The 17,618-nt window shown below is 63.3% G+C and carries 19 protein-coding genes and 1 pseudogene; 19 read left to right on the top strand and 1 reads right to left on the bottom strand.

The window, feature by feature from the left end; genetic code table 11:
- The first annotated feature begins 239 nt into the window (after window positions 1–239).
- Window positions 240–587 (top strand): HNH endonuclease, encoded by a 348-nt coding sequence (locus OG730_RS15210; protein ID WP_327304748.1) that lies wholly within the window; start codon window positions 240–242, stop codon window positions 585–587.
- Window positions 588–893: 306 nt separating this feature from the next.
- Here the strand turns inward: OG730_RS15210 and OG730_RS15205 are convergent, their stop codons facing one another.
- Entirely contained in the window at window positions 894–1,058 is a 165-nt protein-coding gene (locus tag OG730_RS15205; RefSeq protein ID WP_164494120.1) for a hypothetical protein, read from the bottom strand.
- A gap of 594 nt (window positions 1,059–1,652) precedes the next feature.
- Here OG730_RS15205 and OG730_RS15200 point away from each other — a divergent pair.
- The 18 genes and pseudogenes from OG730_RS15200 to OG730_RS15115 form a co-directional block, all read left to right on the top strand.
- Entirely contained in the window at window positions 1,653–2,135 is a 483-nt protein-coding gene (locus OG730_RS15200) for a P27 family phage terminase small subunit (RefSeq protein WP_327304747.1), read from the top strand.
- The gene (locus OG730_RS15195; RefSeq protein WP_327304746.1) at window positions 2,128–3,813 is read left to right on the top strand and encodes a terminase large subunit; all 1,686 of its coding nucleotides are present in this window, start codon (window positions 2,128–2,130) and stop codon (window positions 3,811–3,813) included. Before OG730_RS15200 ends, OG730_RS15195 begins: the two co-directional genes overlap by 8 nt.
- A 52-nt stretch (window positions 3,814–3,865) precedes the next feature.
- A complete protein-coding gene (locus OG730_RS15190; protein ID WP_327304745.1) occupies window positions 3,866–4,234 on the top strand; it encodes a hypothetical protein in 369 nt (122 codons plus the stop codon).
- Window positions 4,224–5,282, top strand: a complete 1,059-nt coding sequence (locus OG730_RS15185) for a phage portal protein (protein WP_327304744.1) — start codon at window positions 4,224–4,226, stop codon at window positions 5,280–5,282. Before OG730_RS15190 ends, OG730_RS15185 begins: the two co-directional genes overlap by 11 nt.
- 122 nt (window positions 5,283–5,404) lie before the next feature.
- A complete protein-coding gene (locus OG730_RS15180; RefSeq protein WP_327304743.1) occupies window positions 5,405–6,262 on the top strand; it encodes a VG15 protein in 858 nt (285 codons plus the stop codon).
- Between the two features lie 8 nt (window positions 6,263–6,270).
- Window positions 6,271–6,831 carry a hypothetical protein gene (locus tag OG730_RS15175; RefSeq protein WP_327304742.1) on the top strand — a complete coding sequence of 187 codons (561 nt, stop codon included), beginning with the start codon at window positions 6,271–6,273 and terminating at the stop codon, window positions 6,829–6,831.
- Between the two features lie 87 nt (window positions 6,832–6,918).
- Complete coding sequence (locus OG730_RS15170) at window positions 6,919–7,875, top strand: major capsid protein (protein ID WP_327304741.1); 957 nt, start codon at window positions 6,919–6,921, stop codon at window positions 7,873–7,875.
- Window positions 7,876–8,057: 182 nt separating this feature from the next.
- Window positions 8,058–8,612: a hypothetical protein gene (locus OG730_RS15165; RefSeq protein ID WP_327304740.1), complete on the top strand. Its 555-nt coding sequence runs from the start codon at window positions 8,058–8,060 to the stop codon at window positions 8,610–8,612.
- The gene (locus OG730_RS15160) at window positions 8,609–8,953 is read left to right on the top strand and encodes a hypothetical protein (protein WP_327304739.1); all 345 of its coding nucleotides are present in this window, start codon (window positions 8,609–8,611) and stop codon (window positions 8,951–8,953) included. Before OG730_RS15165 ends, OG730_RS15160 begins: the two co-directional genes overlap by 4 nt.
- Before the next feature lie 17 nt (window positions 8,954–8,970).
- Entirely contained in the window at window positions 8,971–9,198 is a 228-nt protein-coding gene (locus OG730_RS15155; protein WP_327304738.1) for a hypothetical protein, read from the top strand.
- Window positions 9,195–9,617, top strand: coding sequence for a hypothetical protein (locus OG730_RS15150; protein WP_327304737.1), 423 nt, complete (start codon window positions 9,195–9,197; stop codon window positions 9,615–9,617). The genes OG730_RS15155 and OG730_RS15150 overlap by 4 nt, the downstream gene beginning before the upstream one ends.
- 33 nt (window positions 9,618–9,650) lie before the next feature.
- Complete coding sequence (locus OG730_RS15145) at window positions 9,651–10,202, top strand: phage tail tube protein (RefSeq protein WP_327304736.1); 552 nt, start codon at window positions 9,651–9,653, stop codon at window positions 10,200–10,202.
- Window positions 10,203–10,256: 54 nt separating this feature from the next.
- Window positions 10,257–10,568: a hypothetical protein gene (locus OG730_RS15140; protein WP_327304735.1), complete on the top strand. Its 312-nt coding sequence runs from the start codon at window positions 10,257–10,259 to the stop codon at window positions 10,566–10,568.
- Between the two features lie 385 nt (window positions 10,569–10,953).
- Window positions 10,954–13,344 (top strand): phage tail tape measure protein, encoded by a 2,391-nt coding sequence (locus OG730_RS15135; RefSeq protein ID WP_327304734.1) that lies wholly within the window; start codon window positions 10,954–10,956, stop codon window positions 13,342–13,344.
- A 298-nt stretch (window positions 13,345–13,642) separates the two neighbouring features.
- On the top strand, window positions 13,643–14,572 hold the full coding sequence (locus OG730_RS15130; protein WP_327304733.1) for a hypothetical protein: 930 nt from the start codon (window positions 13,643–13,645) through the stop codon (window positions 14,570–14,572).
- Window positions 14,573–14,949: 377 nt separating this feature from the next.
- The gene (locus tag OG730_RS15125; RefSeq protein WP_327304732.1) at window positions 14,950–16,812 is read left to right on the top strand and encodes a hypothetical protein; all 1,863 of its coding nucleotides are present in this window, start codon (window positions 14,950–14,952) and stop codon (window positions 16,810–16,812) included.
- Window positions 16,813–16,824: 12 nt separating this feature from the next.
- Window positions 16,825–17,079, top strand: a complete 255-nt coding sequence (locus tag OG730_RS15120; protein WP_327304731.1) for a hypothetical protein — start codon at window positions 16,825–16,827, stop codon at window positions 17,077–17,079.
- A 94-nt stretch (window positions 17,080–17,173) separates the two neighbouring features.
- Window positions 17,174–17,503 (top strand): annotated as a pseudogene (locus OG730_RS15115) (CHAP domain-containing protein); the annotation flags it as partial.
- Between the last annotated feature and the right edge of the window lie 115 nt (window positions 17,504–17,618).

Below are 17,618 nucleotides of genomic sequence, written 5' to 3'. Positions count from 1 at the left end.
GCGGCACGGTCCGACCAGGGCTTACGCCGATCGACAACGAGCACCAGGAGCACGACGAGCGCAGAGCTTGTCAACCAAAACTGACGCTACCTGGTAGCACCCTTACGGCCCGCTGACCCAACGGTGAGAGGTGCGCGGTACCGGCCCCGACTCGGGGATATCGGCCGCAGAGTTCCGGGGTTCAAGTCCCTGGGCGGGCACGCAACAACGAGCACCAGGAGCAATGACAAGGGGGTCGCATGCGCTGTATCGACTGTCCGGAGCCTGCGAGCCATCGGGGCCGCTGTGAGCTCCACTACCGGGCTTACGAGGAGCGTCCTGCGGTACGGGCTCGGCGGAAGCGTCGGGAGGTTCTCGCACTGGGCAACTCGGCTGCCGCTCGGCTCCGCCGGATCATCCGGAAGTCGGGGCGCTGGAAGTGCGTGCGCTGTGGTCGGCATGTCCTCGCGTCGAACATCGACGTGGACCACATACAGCCGCTTGCGTTGGGTGGGACGGACACGGACGGGAACGTTCAGCCGCTCTGCCGTCCGTGTCACAAGCTCAAGACGCGCGAGGACTTCGGGGCTGCTGGTCCGCCGTTCTGACTCCGCTGCTTTGCAGTGCTGTTGATGGTCGTGGCCATCCTCGCAAAGGGATTCACAGACACCGCCCCGGACGGGTCCTAACCAGACTCGTGCGGGTGGGGAAGGGGTGCGGTGTAGGTGCGCACGCAGACCGCAGTAGGCGCCCGGTTGGTCCCGGGGCTGAACACGGCGGAAGAACACGGTTCGAGTCCGTACACCCCGCGTAACGACGAAGCCCCCGGACGAATCCGAGGGCCGTGTGTCGCTCGTCCTCGCTGAAGCGGGCTCTATCCGCCGAGGCGGACGGCTCGACCTTACTGTGCTGCGTCAGGCGGACTTGTTGGGCTCGTCCTCGTTCGCTGGAGTTTCAGCGGCAGCCTTTGCAGCGGCCTTGTCGGCGGTGTCCTTCTCGTCTTCCGCCGCAATGCGCAGGAGGAAGTCTTCAGCAACCCCGTAAACAACGGGCTCGATCTTGCCCAACTCTTCGGACATCTCAGACTCCTAGCTGTGCGTCATGGCCGTAGTTCGACGCCGATCATGACATGCCAGAACGTCACGCCGCCACTACCCCTAGTCAGATTGGAGGTGATCCCCTATGCCCCGTAAGCCCCGTCCCCCGTGCTCGGTACCCGGCTGTCCTGAGCTCACCCGAGCCGGCGGACGCTGTGCCGAGCATGAGCGCGAGGCGAACGCGGACCGTGCTTCACGTGGTGGCGCTGTCTATGACACGCGCTGGCAGCGCATCCGACGTGCCTACCTGTACCGGCATCCCTGGTGCGTGCTGTGTGGCCGTCTGGCGAACGTGGCGGACCACTTCCCGCTGTCCCGACGCGAGTTGATCGCACGGGGTGACGCGAACCCTGATGCTGCGGGTCATCTTCGTCCGCTGTGCGTTGCCTGCCACAACCGCGAGACAGCAAGGCATCAGCCGGGCGGATTCGCTGCTGAGGCTCGTTCGCGGCGCGAATCGCGCGAGCTCCCGCCGTTCTGACCAGGGGGAGGGGGTCAACCCCTCTCCTTCCCGAGCGGCAGGGAGGCAAAAAACTCCCATGGCTAATTAGACCGCTTTCGCGGAGGTGAATTCACATGGCTGTCCCCGGACAGAAACCGAAACCCCATATTCAGGCTGTCCGGGAAGGGACCTTCCGCCCGGACCGCAATTCCGAGGGTGCCCGCTTCGCTCCGACTGCGCCTGTCGAGCCTGACTGGTCGGACCGCCTGCCCGGTACCGGCTCCGCTGATGTGCGGCGTATGGCCGCTGATGTTTGGGCGCGGACGATTCCGGCCCTGGTGCACTCGGCCGGCCTCACTGATCCACAGCGGGAAACCGCTATCGAGTATTGCGTGACAGCCGCTCGCCTATGGCAGGCAGAGCGGGAGCTGTCCCGTAACGGCCTAGTAGTCGAGACAGAGCGCGGGAACGTCAAGAATCCTTGGGTGACGATTGCCCACCAGTACCGGAGTCACTTCCGTTCGCTGGTCGGCGAGTTGGGGCTGAGCCCCGCATCGGCAACTCGGATCACCCCGCCGGAATTCAGCGGGGGCGACGATGATGGGATCTTTGACTGACGGGCTTCCCGTACCCCTGGACGCGCTGTACGAGCTCGGGCTTACCGATGACGAGATAGCCGATGCGATACGTTCCCGCCCCCTCGTTACGGCCGTACAGGCCTCGCAGGCTCCGGGCGCGTTCTTCGATGTGGAGTCCGCCCGGCGAGCCATCGGCGCTATCCAGACGTTCAAGCACACAAAGGGCCGTTGGGGCTCCACTCCGCTCAAGCTCTCGCCGTGGCAGGTCGTTTGGGTCATCGCTCCAATTTTCGGATGGCTCGCCTACTCGGAAGAGCTTGGCCGCGCTGTCCGCGTGGTCCGCTCGGCATGGATTGAAGTGCCGCGTAAGAACGGCAAGAGCACGCTTAGCAGCGGCATCGGGTTGGTGTTGCTCCTCGCTGACCGAGAGATTGGCGCCGAAGTCTATGCGGCGGCTGGCAGCCTTCCGCAGGCTGAACGTGTCTTTGATGACGCGAAGCGCATGGCCCTTACTTCGCGGGCCGTAAGGGGCCGTGTAGAGGTTCTCAGGGGCCTTATCCGGGTACCCCGCACGGGCGGAGTCTTCCGGGCCCTTTCGAAGATCGCCGAAACCGCACACGGACTCAATGTCAGCGGTGCCATTGTGGATGAGGTCCACGTGCACAAGCGCCGTGACCTTATCGACGCTATCGAGACCGGTACCGGTGCCCGAGATCAGCCGCTCGTCATCTTCATTACGACTGCGGACGAGGGCACCGAGGGCAGCATCTACGACGAGAAACATGTCTACACCCGCCGCTGTGCAGACGGCATCGTTGATGACCCCGGACACTACGGCGTCATTTGGGCTGCCGAGGAATCAGACGACCCTTTCAGCGAGGACACATGGCGTAAGGCCAACCCCGGTTTGGGTGCCTCTCCGTCGCTTGCCTACATGCGCCGCGAGGCCGCAAAGGCCAAGTCGACTCCATCCTATTTCCCCACCTTCTGCCGACTGTCCCTCAACCGCCGAATGCGGGCCGCTTCACGGTGGCTGCCTATCGCGCTGTGGGACGAGAATGCCGGAGAGGTGAACGACAAAGCGTTTCGATACCGCCGGGCATGGGGCGGGGTAGACCTTTCGGCGGTCTCTGACCTTTCCGCATGGGTTCTCGCTGTTGAGTCCCGCGTGCCCGGGGTCGAGCTGGAACTAGTCGCTCGTTTCTGGCTGCCGGAAGAGCGCGTAGACGAGCTAGAACAACAGCTACAGGTCCCGCTGCGGCAATGGGTGGCGGACGGATTACTCACGCTCACCGAGGGCGACGCAATTGACTATGACGCGATTGAAAAGCAGATCATTGCGGACTGTCGCCGGCTGGACGTTCAGCGAATCAGCTATGACCGCATGTTTGCGGGTCAGCTCGTCCAGCGCATCGAAGCGAAAACGCGCGGTGTCGACGTGGTGCCTATCGCGCAGACCTATCTAGGAATGTCGCCCGGATCGAAAGAGCTTGAACGGCTACTGCGCGAGGGGCAGATACGCCACGGCGGTAACCCCGTGCTCCGCTGGAATGCATCCGTTGTCGAAGTCTACCGAGACGGTAACGACAACCTTAGGCCCGTCAAGCCCGACCGGGGCAAGTCATCAGCTCGCATTGACGGGATTGCCGCTGCGGTCATGGCACTGGACGGGTACGTACGTAGACCGCTTAAGCGCCCTCGCGCTGCGAGTGCCTAACACCCCGCTCGGGAACAGCCGGCCGGGGTTTCTTTATGCCCGAGGGGGGTTCATGACGGAGACACCGCTACAGATGACGGAACGGCTATACGCCAAAGTGCAGCGCCGTAAGACCGCCGCTAAGAAATGGTCAGATGCCTACGAGGGTAAGCGGCCCCTCCTGTTTTCCTCGCCGGAGTTCAGCACGCAAACAGGCGGGCTCTTCGATGAGTTCTCCGACAACTGGTGCGCCGTGGTGCCGGATGCCACGGTTGAACGACTGGTGCCGATTGGGTTTCGGTTGGAAGACGGTTCGGTTGACGATGCCGCTGGTAAGGCGTGGCGCCGGTCGGAGTGTGACGTAGAAATCGGTCTGGCACTGCTTGAAGCCCTGATTACCGGGCGCTCGTATGCGCTGGTTTGGGGCAACGATGAGCGTTGAAATCACCTTTCAGCACGCGTCCAGCGCCATTGTCGAGTACGTGCCGGGACGTCGCCGCGCCCGTTCAGCCGGCCTGATCACATGGCGGGACTCCGACACGGAATTCTCAACACTGTTCACGCCCAAAATGGTGTACCGGTGGCAACGTCCGAACCGTGAGGGCGGAGCATGGACCGGACGCACTGCGGGGCTTTCCCGTGGCGAGCCGAGCCATATCCCTAATCCGCTCGGCGTGGTGCCGCTGGTTGAATTGCAGAACCGTTCTCGACTGCATGGCTCGCCCCGCAGTGAGCTTGCAACGGTGCTGCCGCTACAGGATGCGGTGAACACCCTTTGGGCTCACCTGATGACCGCCTCAGACGGTCTCGCTCTTCCCGCTCGCGCTGTGCTCGGAATGGATCGCCCCGTGCGGGAGATCACCGATGACACGGGCGAAGTGGTCGGCGAGGAAGATTTGCCGCTCGACAAATTCCGGTCGGACCGTCTGCTGTGGCTGGAGAAGGAAGGCGCATCCATTGCCGAATTCTCCGCCGCTGATCTCGACAACTACTTGCGGGTTATTGACAAGGCAGTCGAGCACATTGCCGCTCAGACCCGCACACCCGCTACGTACCTAACCGGCGCTCTAATTCAGGTGAGCGCCGATGCCCTCGCGGCCAGTGAGGCCGGACTAGTCGCAAAGGTCACAGAGAGGCAGCGTCATTTTGGCTCCGCGCTCCGCGAGATCATGCGGCTTGAAGCTCTTGCCAACGGTGAGCCGGAACGGGCGGAGTCGCTTGCGCTCGGTGGTGTCATTTGGCGGGACCCGCAGTTTCGAAGCGATAGTCAGTACTCCGATGCGCTGGTCAAGATGAAAGCCATCGGCGTACCGGACGAAGCCCTTTGGGAGCGAATCCCCGGAGTCACGCCCGAAGTCATCAACCGATGGAAGAGCATGCGGGATGACCAGGCTTCAGCGATCCTCGGGGGCGGCATGGCCGATCTCTTCGGCCCCAAGCCCGACCAGGACCAGGACCAGCCCGAGGGTCCGCCCGTAGAGGCTGCCTGATGGCCCTAGTAGACGATTTGGCAGCCGCGCGGTACACCCAAGCCCAAAGCATTTCCCGGGCCGTCGTAGCGGCTATCCAAGGGCTTTGGCGGGATGTGCCTGCGGACCGGATTCTGTCAGCCATGCAGGGGGAGACGGGAGCGCAGATTCTCCGCGCTGTCCTGGCGGGGCAACTCTCCGCAACTCAGGGCGCGCAACTCTTTGTCGGTGCGTCGATGGCAGCCCAAGGGGCCGCAGCGGCTCCGCTCGGAACGGTCAATCCCTCCGGCCTGGTCGGCATTGCGTCCGACGCTCGTCCGCTCGCCTCGCTGCTGTACCTGCCGAGCCTCACAACGGCTCAGAGTCTGGCAGCCGGCGAGAGTGCCGAACTGGCCGCGCTACGGGGGCTTACGCAAATGTCCATGATGGTGAGCACTCAGATTGCGGATACCGCCCGTGCTGCCAACTCGGTTGCCATGGCTGCCCATCCACGCTGTGTGTCCTATGTCCGCGTGGTCAAGCTTCCCGCTTGTGCACGCTGCATCATTCTCGCCGGTCGTCAGTACAGCTACAGCACAGGTTTCAAGCGTCATCCCAAATGCGACTGCGGCATGCAGCCCATGACCAATGACGAATGGAAGGCGAGCAAGAGCCCCGAGGACTTGTTCCGAGAGATGAGCCCCGAGGAGCAACACAAACGGCTCGGCGAGGCAGGAGTCAAGGCACTTGCAGCCGGGGCGGATCTTGGGCAGATCATCAACGCTCGCCGAGGTATGGCTACCGCCCTAACTGGGCGTGGCCCTATGGCGGTTACGACCGAGGGTGTGACGAAACGTGGGCTTGGGTCGCAGGCTATGCGCTCCGAGTTTCAGAAGGTTCCGGGCAAACGCTACGAGCGAGCCAAAGAGGCACGGCTCATGCCCGAAACGATATTCAAGCTCGCTGGGGAATCCCGCGAACATCAAATAGCCATGCTCAAGAAACACGGCTACATCATTTAGGGGGACTCATGGCGGATACGCCGAACACGAACGCTGCGGACGAGCCGAAGATCGGTGAGGACGAGCACCAGGGCGCCAAGCCCGAGGGCGACCAGCCGGCCGAGGGTGCCGAGCCCAAGGAGCTGACTGCCGAGCGCACTGCCCGAGAGGCTGCCGAGAACCGCGCCACGGAGGCTGAGGCGGAAGCGGCCCGGCTGCGCCGCTCGAACGCTGCACAGAAGCCGGACGATGTTGCCGCACTGCGGGCCGAGATCCGCGAAGAGTTCAGGGTGCAGCTCGTTCGTGCCGAGATCCGAGCCGCTGCGGCGGGCCGGCTGCGCGATCCGTCCGACGCGCTCGCCCTGGTCGACGCTGCCGCGCTTACCGGCAAGGGCGGGGAGGTCGACGTTAAGGCGGTATCGGCTGCCGTCGAAAAGCTGATCAAGGACAAGCCTTACCTTGCCGCAGCGCTGGACCCGAACCGACAGGCCCCGATGTGGGGCGACGTAGGCGCCGGTCAGCGCGAGTCTGGCGAGCCCGAGCCCGCTACCCCGCAGGACCGTCTGCGGCGTGCCTACCGCACGGGCTGACCTTTCACCGCTTAACCCGATTCCGGGGACGCACTCAATCCGAGTGCCGTCCCTTTTTTCATGCCCAAAACCAGGGGGATTTACTAAATGGCACTGACCCTTCCCGAGGCTGCAAAGCTCTCGACCACGGATCTCCAGCGCGGCGTCATAGAGACGTTCGTGCAGGAATCCAGCATCCTCGACCGTATCCCGCTGCTGACCATTCAGGGCAACGCGTACGCCTACAACGAGGAGGGCACCCTCCCGGGCGTTCAGTTCCGAACGGTCAATGAGGCGTACGCCGAGAGCACGGGCACCGTGAACCAGAAGTCTGAAAGCCTGGTCATTCTCGGCGGTGACGCGGACGTCGACAAGTTCATTGTCCAGACTCGCGGCAACCTGAACGACCAGCGCGCCATTCAGACCCGCATGAAGATCAAGGCGGCGTCCTACAAGTTCGCCGAAACATTTTTCAACGGCGACACCGCTACCGATTCCAAGTCCTTTGACGGTCTGCGGAAGCGCCTGACCGGTGGGCAGGTACTGAGCGCGGGCACGAACGGTGCCCCGATTGTGGGCGCTGGCGCTGACGATTCCCACAAGTTCTTCGACCTGATGGATCAGCTTGTTGCACAGGTCCCGGGCCTGAACAGCACTAACGGGGCGCTGTACGCAAACCGGCAGGTGATCGCGAAGGTGCGTTCTGCGGCTCGCCGGATCGGCGGTTTCGAAATGGTCCGCGAGGCTCTTACCGGAAAGCTCGTAGCGACGTACAACGGAATTCCGATCCTTGACCCCGGCCAGACTGCTGCGGGCGCGGACATTCTCCCGCAGACGGAAACTCAGGGCTCGGCAGTCGACGCGTCCAGCATTTACGCCGTGCGCTTCGGACAGTCCGAGGACGACCGAGCGGTTACCGGTCTCACCAACGGCGGCATTCAGGTCACGGACCTGGGCGAGCTTGAGACCAAGCCCTCTTACCGGACGCGAATCGAGTTTTACACCGGACTCGCGATCTTCGGTGGCCGTGGCGCTGCGCGTCTTAACGGCGTCCTCGCCAAGTAAGGGGGAATCGGATGCCGCCGCGTAAGCGGGTGTCCGTCCCGAAGATTCCGCACACGGATTCGTGCGCTGCCCCGGACCGAGTGGAGAGCTTTCCCGTTCTCGACTCGTCCGGGGCGGCTCGGACCGTGCGGCGCTGTCTTGAGTGCGGCACACAAGAAATCGAATAGGGGAGGTAACGCGTAATGGCACTCCCAGCATTGGCCACCGTTGCTGAGCTCGCAGCGTGGATACAGCGCGAGCCGGCCGAGATGCCCGAGGGTGCTGCCCTGGTGCTCGACACCGCGTCGGCGATCGTTCGCAGCGAGGCACGGCAGAGATTCACCAGGGGAACGAGCACGGTGGCCGTGGCCACGCGCGGCCAGTACGCCCCGCTACCCCAACGACCGGTTGTCTCGGTGCAGCGGGTACGGCGCGGGGGGATGGACCTGCCGCCCGAGGACTACCGGCTGTGGCGGGACGAGCTCCATTTCCGGCAGCTCGGGACCGGCCCCGTCTACGTCACCTACACACACGGATACGCGACGGTCCCGGCGGACGTACGGGCCATCGTGCTCACGCTCGCCGGCCGTGTGCTGACCAACCCTTCGGACCTACGGCAAGAGAGCGTCGGGTCCGTCTCGGTCACCTACGCGGCCGAGACCATCGGCGCTTCGCTCGCCCCGATTGAGCGTGACCAGCTCGCCCGGTACCGCCCTCGCGCTGCCGTGGTCGGTCTCGGCAAGGGGGCGCCCTGGTGACCCTCCACTACGGACAGACGGTTGTGATCCTCCGGGCCCCGCTCGTGGTGGACCGGTACGGCAACGAGACGAGCGAGCGGAATTGGTCGAGTGCAACCCGCACCACGGTTCGCGGCGTGTCGGTACAGCCCGACTCCTCGACCGAGGAAGACGGGGACCGTCCCGCCGTGACCAGTGGGCTCCGGCTGACAACCCGACGCGGGGTCGATATCGACCTAGCGCCCGGAGACCGCGTGATTGCCCTCGGGCGACTTCAGGAGACAGACGGGGATGTTGCGCGATGGGTCGTCGGGGGGCGACTGCATCACGCCGAAGCGAGGCTAAAGGAGGTGATCGGCTGATGAGGTTCCGTCCGAACATGCGCAACATCAATGGACTGATGAAGTCCGACCAGGCCGGGGCCGAAGTCCGCCGAGTTGCCGAGCGTATGGCGGAAGCGGCGTCCGGCGACGGTGCCGAATTCAAGACGGATAGCGCACTCGGGTCCCGCCGTTGGCGTGCCGCTGTGATCGGCAACTACAAGAAGCACGGGGATGCTGCGGGCACCAGGGCCGCTCTGCTGCGAAACCTGCGGGGTGGCGGATGAGCCTGCCCGTGATCGTCATGCCGGATGCTGTGGCGGTCGCTACGGGCTATCTCCGTACCGCCCTCGCGGCAGCCGGCGAGTCCGTACCGGTCGTGTCCCGCATCCCCTCGCCCCGCCCCACACGCTTCGTTCAGGTGCAACGGGTCGGGGGCACCAGGGCCACCCCTGTAAGCGACCGGGCCCGGCTCGACTTCCACGTGTGGGCTGCAACCGAAGCAACTGCCCATGACCTGTGTGCCCTGGTGCGCGGGCTCGTCGGAGCCATGCCCGGAATCCGTGGCGGCGTGACGGTCTACAGCGTGACCGAAGTGGGCGGCCCGCAGTGGCTACCCGACGAAAAGACCAGCTCGGCGCGATACGCGTACGCCGCTGACATTCACGTGCGTGGCCGAGTGCTCGACACTCCGAAGCCCGCCTAGAAATCAAATCCATTTACGTTCAAGGGGACACCCATGCCACTTTCCGCTAATGCGGTTCGCGTCGCCATTACCGGCGCCGCTTACGTTGCACCGCCTAAGACCGCTGGCCCGGTCGATGCGGTGGCCGCTTGGCCTGCCGCTTTCAAGGATATCGGCTGGATTTCTGATGACGGAATCACCGAATCCAACTCGACGGACACCACGGAAATTAAGGGCTGGCAGGGCGGGCAGACCGTCCGCAAGGTCATCAGTTCTTCCGAAGTGACGTTCTCCTTTACGGCCATCGAGTCGAACAAGACCGTTCTAGAGCTCTACCACAAGGGTTCCAAGGTCGTTACCACGACTGGCAAGTCGGTACTTGCGATTAAGGCACCCGGCCCGGACCGGCGTGCCTTCGGTTTCGATCTGGTCGACGGCGACGCACACATTCGCATCGTCATTCCGGACGGCGAGGTAACCGAAACCGGCGAAATCACTTACAAGTCCGACGAAGCGATTTCGTACGAGCTCACCATCACCGCCTACCCGGACGCTTCCGGCACGGTCGCAATCAAGTACAGCGATGACCCCGCGTGGGGCGGGTAGCAGAAACGTTCCGCCTGATCTACCAACACAGCACAATCCACGGGGGATTTACCAATGAGCACAACTTTCAATCTGGACCTTTGGGTCCGCGAGGCACGACGCGAGCCTTTCCGCTTCACCCTTGCCGATGCCGAATATTCCATGCCGTCTGCGGGCGAGATCGACAAGAGCATTCTTGAAACCGTCAACGTCGTGAATCCGTCCACGGCGGATATTACGACGCTACTGCGGACCGGTCTGGGCGACCAGTGGGAACGCTTTAACGCGCTGCCCCTGCCCCTTGCCGCAGTGGGCGAGCTGTTCCGTCAGTGGCAGAACTACGAGGGCGCGCCGCTGGGGGAATTTCCGGCCTCTGCCGACTCCTGAGTGAGCACGGGGAGGCCATAGAGAGCGATCTACAGCGTTACTACGGCACGGATATCCGAGACGTCCACCGCCCCGATTCGGGGCTCACATGGCGGCGTGTACGGGCTCTGATTACCCATCTGCCTGCGGACTCCGCCCTTGCCCGGTCGATGGCCGGCGAGGACGCCGGTTGGTCCCTGGAAACGCATCTCCTCGCGGCAGTTCACGACCGTCTCGCCGAAGCGAATTGGCAGCGCGGAAACGCGGGCTCTAAGAGTCCGTCCCGTCGCCCTACTCCGATTCCCCGCCCTGGCCTAAGGTCCGACCGGATCGGCGGAACACGTCGCACCCCGCAGGAAGTCGCAGAGTTCCTTGTCCGCCTGCAACCCGGGGCGGGTGACGAGTAATGGCCGTCGAAGTAGGCATGGGCTATGTGTCCATCGTCCCCGAAATTGAAGGGTTCGCAGGCGAGCTTGACCGGGCGGTTACCGGGCCTGCGGAATCGGCTGGGCAGGAAGCTGGACAGACAGCCGGCGAGGGCTTCACGGGCAAGATGGGCGGCATCCTTAAGGGCGGGCTTGCGGCGGTCGGCATTGCCGCTGCGGCAGTCCTCGCCAAAGGCTTTATGGATGCTCTGGATCAGACCGCTATCAACGGAAAGATTCAGGCACAGCTCGGCTCGACCCCGGCGGAAGCGGCCCGGTACGGAAAGGCTGCCGGACAGCTCTACGCGCACGGTGTCGGGGAGAGTGTTGCGGAAGCTGCGGACGCGATATCCGGCGTTATGCGTGCGGGCATCCTTCCGCCGGATGCAACCAATGCCCAAATCGAAGCGATTACCGGTAAGGTCAAGAATCTTTCCGACACGTTCGAGCTCGACCTAGGTCAGACGAGCAATGCCGTTGGGCAGATGCTCAAGAACGGTCTAGCCAAGGATGGGGCGGAAGCGCTCGACATCCTGACTGCCGGAATGCAAAAGATGGGTCCGCGTGCCGATGACATGGCGGACACGTTCAACGAGTATTCCACGAAGTTCCGGGATCTCGGTCTGTCCGCTGCGGACGCCATGGGGCTCATGTCCCAAGGAATGCTTGCGGGTGCCCGAGACACGGATACCGTTGCCGACGCTCTGAAGGAATTTCAGATCAGAGCAACAGACGGCAGCAAGGCAAGTACCGATGCGTACGTTGCTATCGGGCTGAATGCCGCCGAAATGACCAAGAAGATTGCGCGTGGCGGACCCGAAGCAAAAGCGGGCTTGCAGCAAGTCCTAGACGGCCTCAAGGCCATTAAGGACCCTGCCGAGCGGAGTGCGGCAAGCGTCGGGCTTTTCGGTACGAAGTCCGAGGATCTCGGGCAGGCCCTTTACGCGCTGGACCCCAAGACTGCCGTAAAGGCCATGGGTGATACTGCGGGTGCTGCCGACAAAATGGCGGACGCACTCCACAATAATGCGTCGGCCAAGATTGAGCAGTTCAAGCGCACTGCTGAAGTAGCGGTTACCAACTTTATTGGCGACAAGGTGTTGCCGCCGCTCATCAGCTTTGCGAGTACGGCAAAAGATGTTCTCGGTCCGGCGCTCGGGACGGCCCGCGATGTAGTCGGGGGTTTCCTTTCGGCATTCTCGTCCGGGGCCGGCGGGTCGTCCATTGCGGGTTTCGGGCAAACTCTGCTCGGTCTCGGAACGACGATCCGTGACGCGGTATCCCCGAGCGTGAGCGCTCTGGTTACGCAGTTTCAGACCAGCGTACTTCCCGCCCTACAGGGTGTCTGGTCGGTTGTCTCAGGGCAGGTCATTCCCGCTTTCATGGCGTTCTACAGCGCTCTTTACAGCTCGCTGGCGCCCATCGTCACGCGGATAGTCCTGATCTTCACCGAGACCGTGATACCGGCCCTGATGCGGATATACGCGACCGTCTACGAGAAGGTGCAACCGGTCCTCGCGGCGCTTTCTGAGTTCATCACCTCGCGGGTTGTGCCTGCGGTACAGATGATCGGCGGAAAGCTGCAAGAGCTGTTCGACAAAGCGCAGCCGGTCATTTCGGTTGTCGTGACCGTGATCGAATGGCTTGCCAAGCTCGCCGCGAGCATTCTTAGTGTCGTCATTCCGGTCATTCTGCAACTTGCAGGACCAATCTTTTCGGGGCTGTTCTCGGCAATTGGTACGGCTATCGGCTGGATCGGCAATGTGATTGGGTGGCTGGGAAGTCTCGGTCAGGCCTTTGTCGGGGCTGTTCGTTGGGTGGCCGACTTTGGCCGGAACGCGATAGCGAAGCTGGACGAATTTGCGCGTTGGATGGACGGGCTAGGCCCGAGAATTCGCGACGGGCTCGGCGACTTCGGGAATTATCTCGTCGGCAAGGGTGCGGATTTGGTGCGCGGCCTTTGGTCGGGTGTCCAGAGTATGGGCGCCTGGCTCCGAGACAAGCTTATCGGCTGGGCCCGTAACACCATTCCCGGGCCCATCGCCGACGCGTTGGGTATCCATTCTCCTTCCCGTCTCATGCGGGACGAAATCGGTCGTTGGCTTCCCGCCGGTATCGCCGAGGGAATCGACGACGAACAAGCATCCCTAGACGCACGCCTACAGGCAATGGTCAAGGTGCCCGATATCGGCTCGGTACGGGCAGCCGGCCCGGTCCGCCTCGCCAATGAGTCCAGCGCAAAGGACAAAGCCCTTGCGGCTGTCCTGCGGGCTTTGGAGGCTGACCAGGGCCGCGAGATCGTCGTAAAGGTCGGCGAGCAAGAGATAGCCCGCGCGGTGGAATACGGACAGCGTCAGCTAGCTAGGAGGTGACATTTTGAGTATGTGGATCGGGCGCCTAGGTGCGCTACGTGAGATCACCGATGGTGCAGAAATGGACCGGAGCCCCGAACTAGGAGTAAAGGAATTCCGTTCGCTCGGCGGTGGCGTGACCACTTGGGCGCCCCCCACACAGCCGCGCCGGCTGTCCCTGTCATGGGACGCAATGCAGTCCGAGGATGCGTATCACGTCGACCGTCTCGCACGCCGCGTAGACGGGCCGGGACCCATTCACGTGGTGGACCCTGGCTCGGACAACTGGCTCACTGCCACACAGGGCGCGGGTCGAATCATGCTGTCCACACAGGACGAATGGGTGCATGATTCGGCCGTAATCTTCCCTCCGGCCTCGCTGGATTGGGACATCCTCCGGATTTCCATGCCGGTATCCGGTGGCAGCATGCGCATTCAGTACAAGCGGCCGGACGGGACGCCGTATCCGGTAGCCCCGGGAATGCAGGTCAGCTTTTGGGCCCCCGGCATGGTCGGAGCGGCCAACGAATGGCGCTACTACTTTCAGAGCACTACCGGAGCGAGTGTTTCGTCAACGGGAAGCACCAGCGCGAAAATCGACCGTCCGTTCATTGCCACAGCCCCGGAGGGAGCCGCGTATGTCGTACCCGTGATGTGGTTCAACAAGCCGTTTGTAGACCTCCCCATGACAGGGGCGGTACTGCGCGAGGCACACCCCGAGGACGTGACCGCCCGAACAGTCAAGCGGCAGGGATTCAGCACAGCCGTACAGGGCGGTACGGCACCGGTCGGGGACTTCACGCCGGGGACCGGAGTCACGCTGTCCGTGAGCGGCGGTAAGACGATGCTCGTCAGCTCGGGCGCGAATTCAAGTCTCAGCTTTGGCACGGCCACCCGCTTCGCGGTCAATCCGGGCGAGCTGGTGAGCCTGACGCACGTGGTGCCCGGAGCAAGCACAACAACGCTCCAATGGACGGACAGCGCGGGAGCGATCGTCAGTCAGTCCCGAGACACAGCCATAGGCAGAGCGCCCGCCGGAGCATCCTTTGTGTGGCCCGTGGTGGAGCTCGGGGCGGTTACTCCGGCTACAGCCATCGGGGCCGCCTCGCTGGAGATCTACGCCGCTCCGAGCGTGCCCCCGGGCGAGAGCATGCGGCCTTACTCGGTCACGGGCTACTCGCAGAGCTCGGCGGCCGGCTCGGCAGACCTGCGGTCCGTCTCGCTTGAGCTGGTCGAGGTGACCACGTGAAGATGACGATGCCGCTCATCACGGCCGCGCTGTCCGAGGGCGAGCGCACCGCCTCGCACTCTGTTCGCCTCGCCGGTCGTGAGCTCGGGCCGCAGGTCCGCAACTGGTCGTTGGACAGGGCGTACGCAACCGACTTGCCGGCGAGCATGCGGGCTTTCAGCGGGAGCTCGTCCGCACAGCTCGACGTGACGTTGTCAGGGACCGCAGGAAAGCCCGCACCCGCTCTCTACGGGCCGTGGGCTCCGAGGGCTACCGGGGACATCGTCCGCCCGAGTCAGTCAGTGGTGCACGCATGGGGAGTCGGTGGATACCCGCTCGACACGTTCCGGGGCACCGTGCGCACGCGTTCGGCGAGCTCGGGCGAGGATGCCGTCAAGGTGTCCGCACTTGACGGAGCCGAGCGGCTGCGCTTTCCCGCCCGACTGCCACGCCCGGACAGGGTGTTGGCGAACGAGCTGACTTTCGGCGTGGCCACAAGCTGGGCTGCCTCCCCCGTATGGGTCGTGGACCATCTGCTACGACTCGGCGGTATTCACACGTGCCCGCCCCCGCGCTCGACGGCGATTCTCTATGCCTCGCTGCATGGCGGAGTCGCCCCGAACATCGGCTACTTGGAAGGTACTTCGGGACTGTGGTCTTACTGGACCGATTACAAAGCGCCCTGGGAGTCAGCCGCACTCGGTGATGACCGCATATCGAATGCGGACTACATTCCGCGAACCAAACCCGTAAACCGGCGCTCCGATGGGCTGTGGCTTGAACACTGGCTCGACACCACCGGGAACACAACGTCCGATGAAGGCATTGCCCGCATCCACACGACATGGATCGCCAATGGCGTATACCGCTGCTACGTCACCATGGAAGCCAATTTCCAGTCGGGAAAGCTCACCGTCTGGAACGGGACGAATGCCGACTACAACGCTAACCAAGCCCTCCAATGGACATTCGACCAGCTAAAAGCCCCGGGCCTCTGGCACATCGGATGGTGGCTGTCCTGGTCTACCACTGGAGTTCCCACCCTTTCGCCGGTAGTGACCAATCAAATCGGCGTGGCGCAGACTTTCAGCGACGCGGTCTTGAGCGCTACCCCGGTACCGCCCGCAAACCTGGACCAAGTCCGACTGTCCATAAAGCAGATACGGGCTGAATGCTTCCAAGTTTCGCAGCAAGCCAGCCGGCCCAACTCGCCTGCCGAATTCAGTCAGGCCGGAACGTGGAAGCGCGGGGCCTCGCTCAGTAAGCCACGGTTTCCGCTGGAGAACATTCCCCGTGTCGAAGGAAGCGCATGGGATGTTATTACACAGATAGCCAAGACAACGCTTGCGACAGCCGAATTCGACAGTAACGGATTCTTCCGCTGGCGTGACCACACGCGGTGGGAAACCGTTCCGACACAACCCGCCCTAACTGTCTCGTCCACGCGCGAATTGGCGTCGCTCACAGTGGGCGAGGAAATCGACGCTTGCCGGAACTATGTGGCCGTGAAGTGGTCTAACTGGGGGCGCGTGAAGGGAGACCAGCTAACCCCGGTAGCCGAAGCGCGCACGGGTACGGCAATCGCAGCCGGAGCTACTCTGACGCGAGTATTGCCAATCGGCGAGGACCAATGGGACCCGCGTACACCCAACGTCTATGTGGACCGTCTGCCTGACTGTGTTTCGATCAAGGCAACGGCAGACAGCGACTCGGCGGGGGTATACGGGGCAGTAGAAGTGACGCTCACCCGCGACGGTGGGCAGGTCACCCTATCCATGCGCAATAGAGCCTCGTACACGGTGTATTACCACGGTGTAAGTGCCTTTGCCCGGACCACTTCGGCAGATAGCCCAGCCGGCCCAACGGACGCACTGTCCACGGTACAGAGCTCAGCCTCACAGCGAGCTTACGGGGTACAGGTCTACGAGCACCAGGGCACTGAATGGGTGCAGTACCGGGACTCTGCCGCTGAACTGGCGGGCGCCATTCTGGCAGCCGGACAGTACCCGATTCCATCACTGCAATCCGTCGAAATCCTCGCGGACCCTCGCCTAGAACTAGGTGACGTGGTGCGCGTTGTGGACCGCACGGGGGCAGCACTCGACACCCTTGCCTGGGTCGTCGGAATCAAAACCAGCGGGGGTGACGACGGACGCGTAACGCAAATCCTTACGCTCCGAGGAACCAAAGCAAACGGGGTACCGGCCGATACAGGGCTCGTCCCTGATCCGCCGACCAACCCGAACGCGCCCCCGCCCTAACGAGGGGGATGAATGGCAGAACGTGAGACGGAAAACCGGCTCGGCGTAGTCGAGATCGGCGCCCGCGAAATCTATGACGAAGTGGTCGGGCTCCGCGAGGACATGCGATCCGTCGCCGAAAAGGGCGAGGAACTGCGGGCCGACGTGGACGACCACGAAACCCGAATCCGGGACCTAGAGCGGTGGCGGTACGCGCTGCCGGTTGCCGCAGCGTCGGGAGTCGTAGCCGCTGGTGTGGCCGTAGCAAAGGCCACCGGTAAGGCATAGCCAAACAGCACCACAAGCGAGCCCCGTTCCGGGGATACCGGGCGGGGCTTTTTCGTGCCCAAAATCAGGAGGAACTGTGGGAACCGTAGACGCGATGATTAGTGCCGCAACGGCTGCACTCGGATATAAGGAAGGACGTAACAACGACACGACTTATGGCCGCTGGTATGGGCTGAACTTCAATCCGTGGTGTGACATGGCGGTATCGAAGTGGGCCGAGGAGAGCGGCAACGCGGGTACGGTCGGGCACTTTGCCTATTGCCCTTCCCACGTGAATTGGTTCAAGGCTCGCGGCCAGTGGATCGGCAAGAACAGTCCCGCGAAGCGCGGAGACATCGTGTTCTTCACGTGGGACGGGGGCCCGGTCGCCGATCACGTCGGCATCGTGACCGAGGACTCTGCCCCGGGCTCAGCGGTCCGCAGCATCGAGGGCAACACGAGTTCGGGCAACAGCGGGTCGCAGGGCAACGGGGACGGCGTATACCGGCGCACCCGGAATCGGTCCGTGATCCTCGGGTTCGGCCGGCCCGCCTACGACC

Origin of the sequence: Streptomyces sp. NBC_01298, assembly GCF_035978755.1 — a bacterium.
Taxonomy (GTDB): Bacteria; Actinomycetota; Actinomycetes; order Streptomycetales; family Streptomycetaceae; genus Streptomyces.
This window is presented reverse-complemented; position numbering and strand designations above follow the sequence as displayed.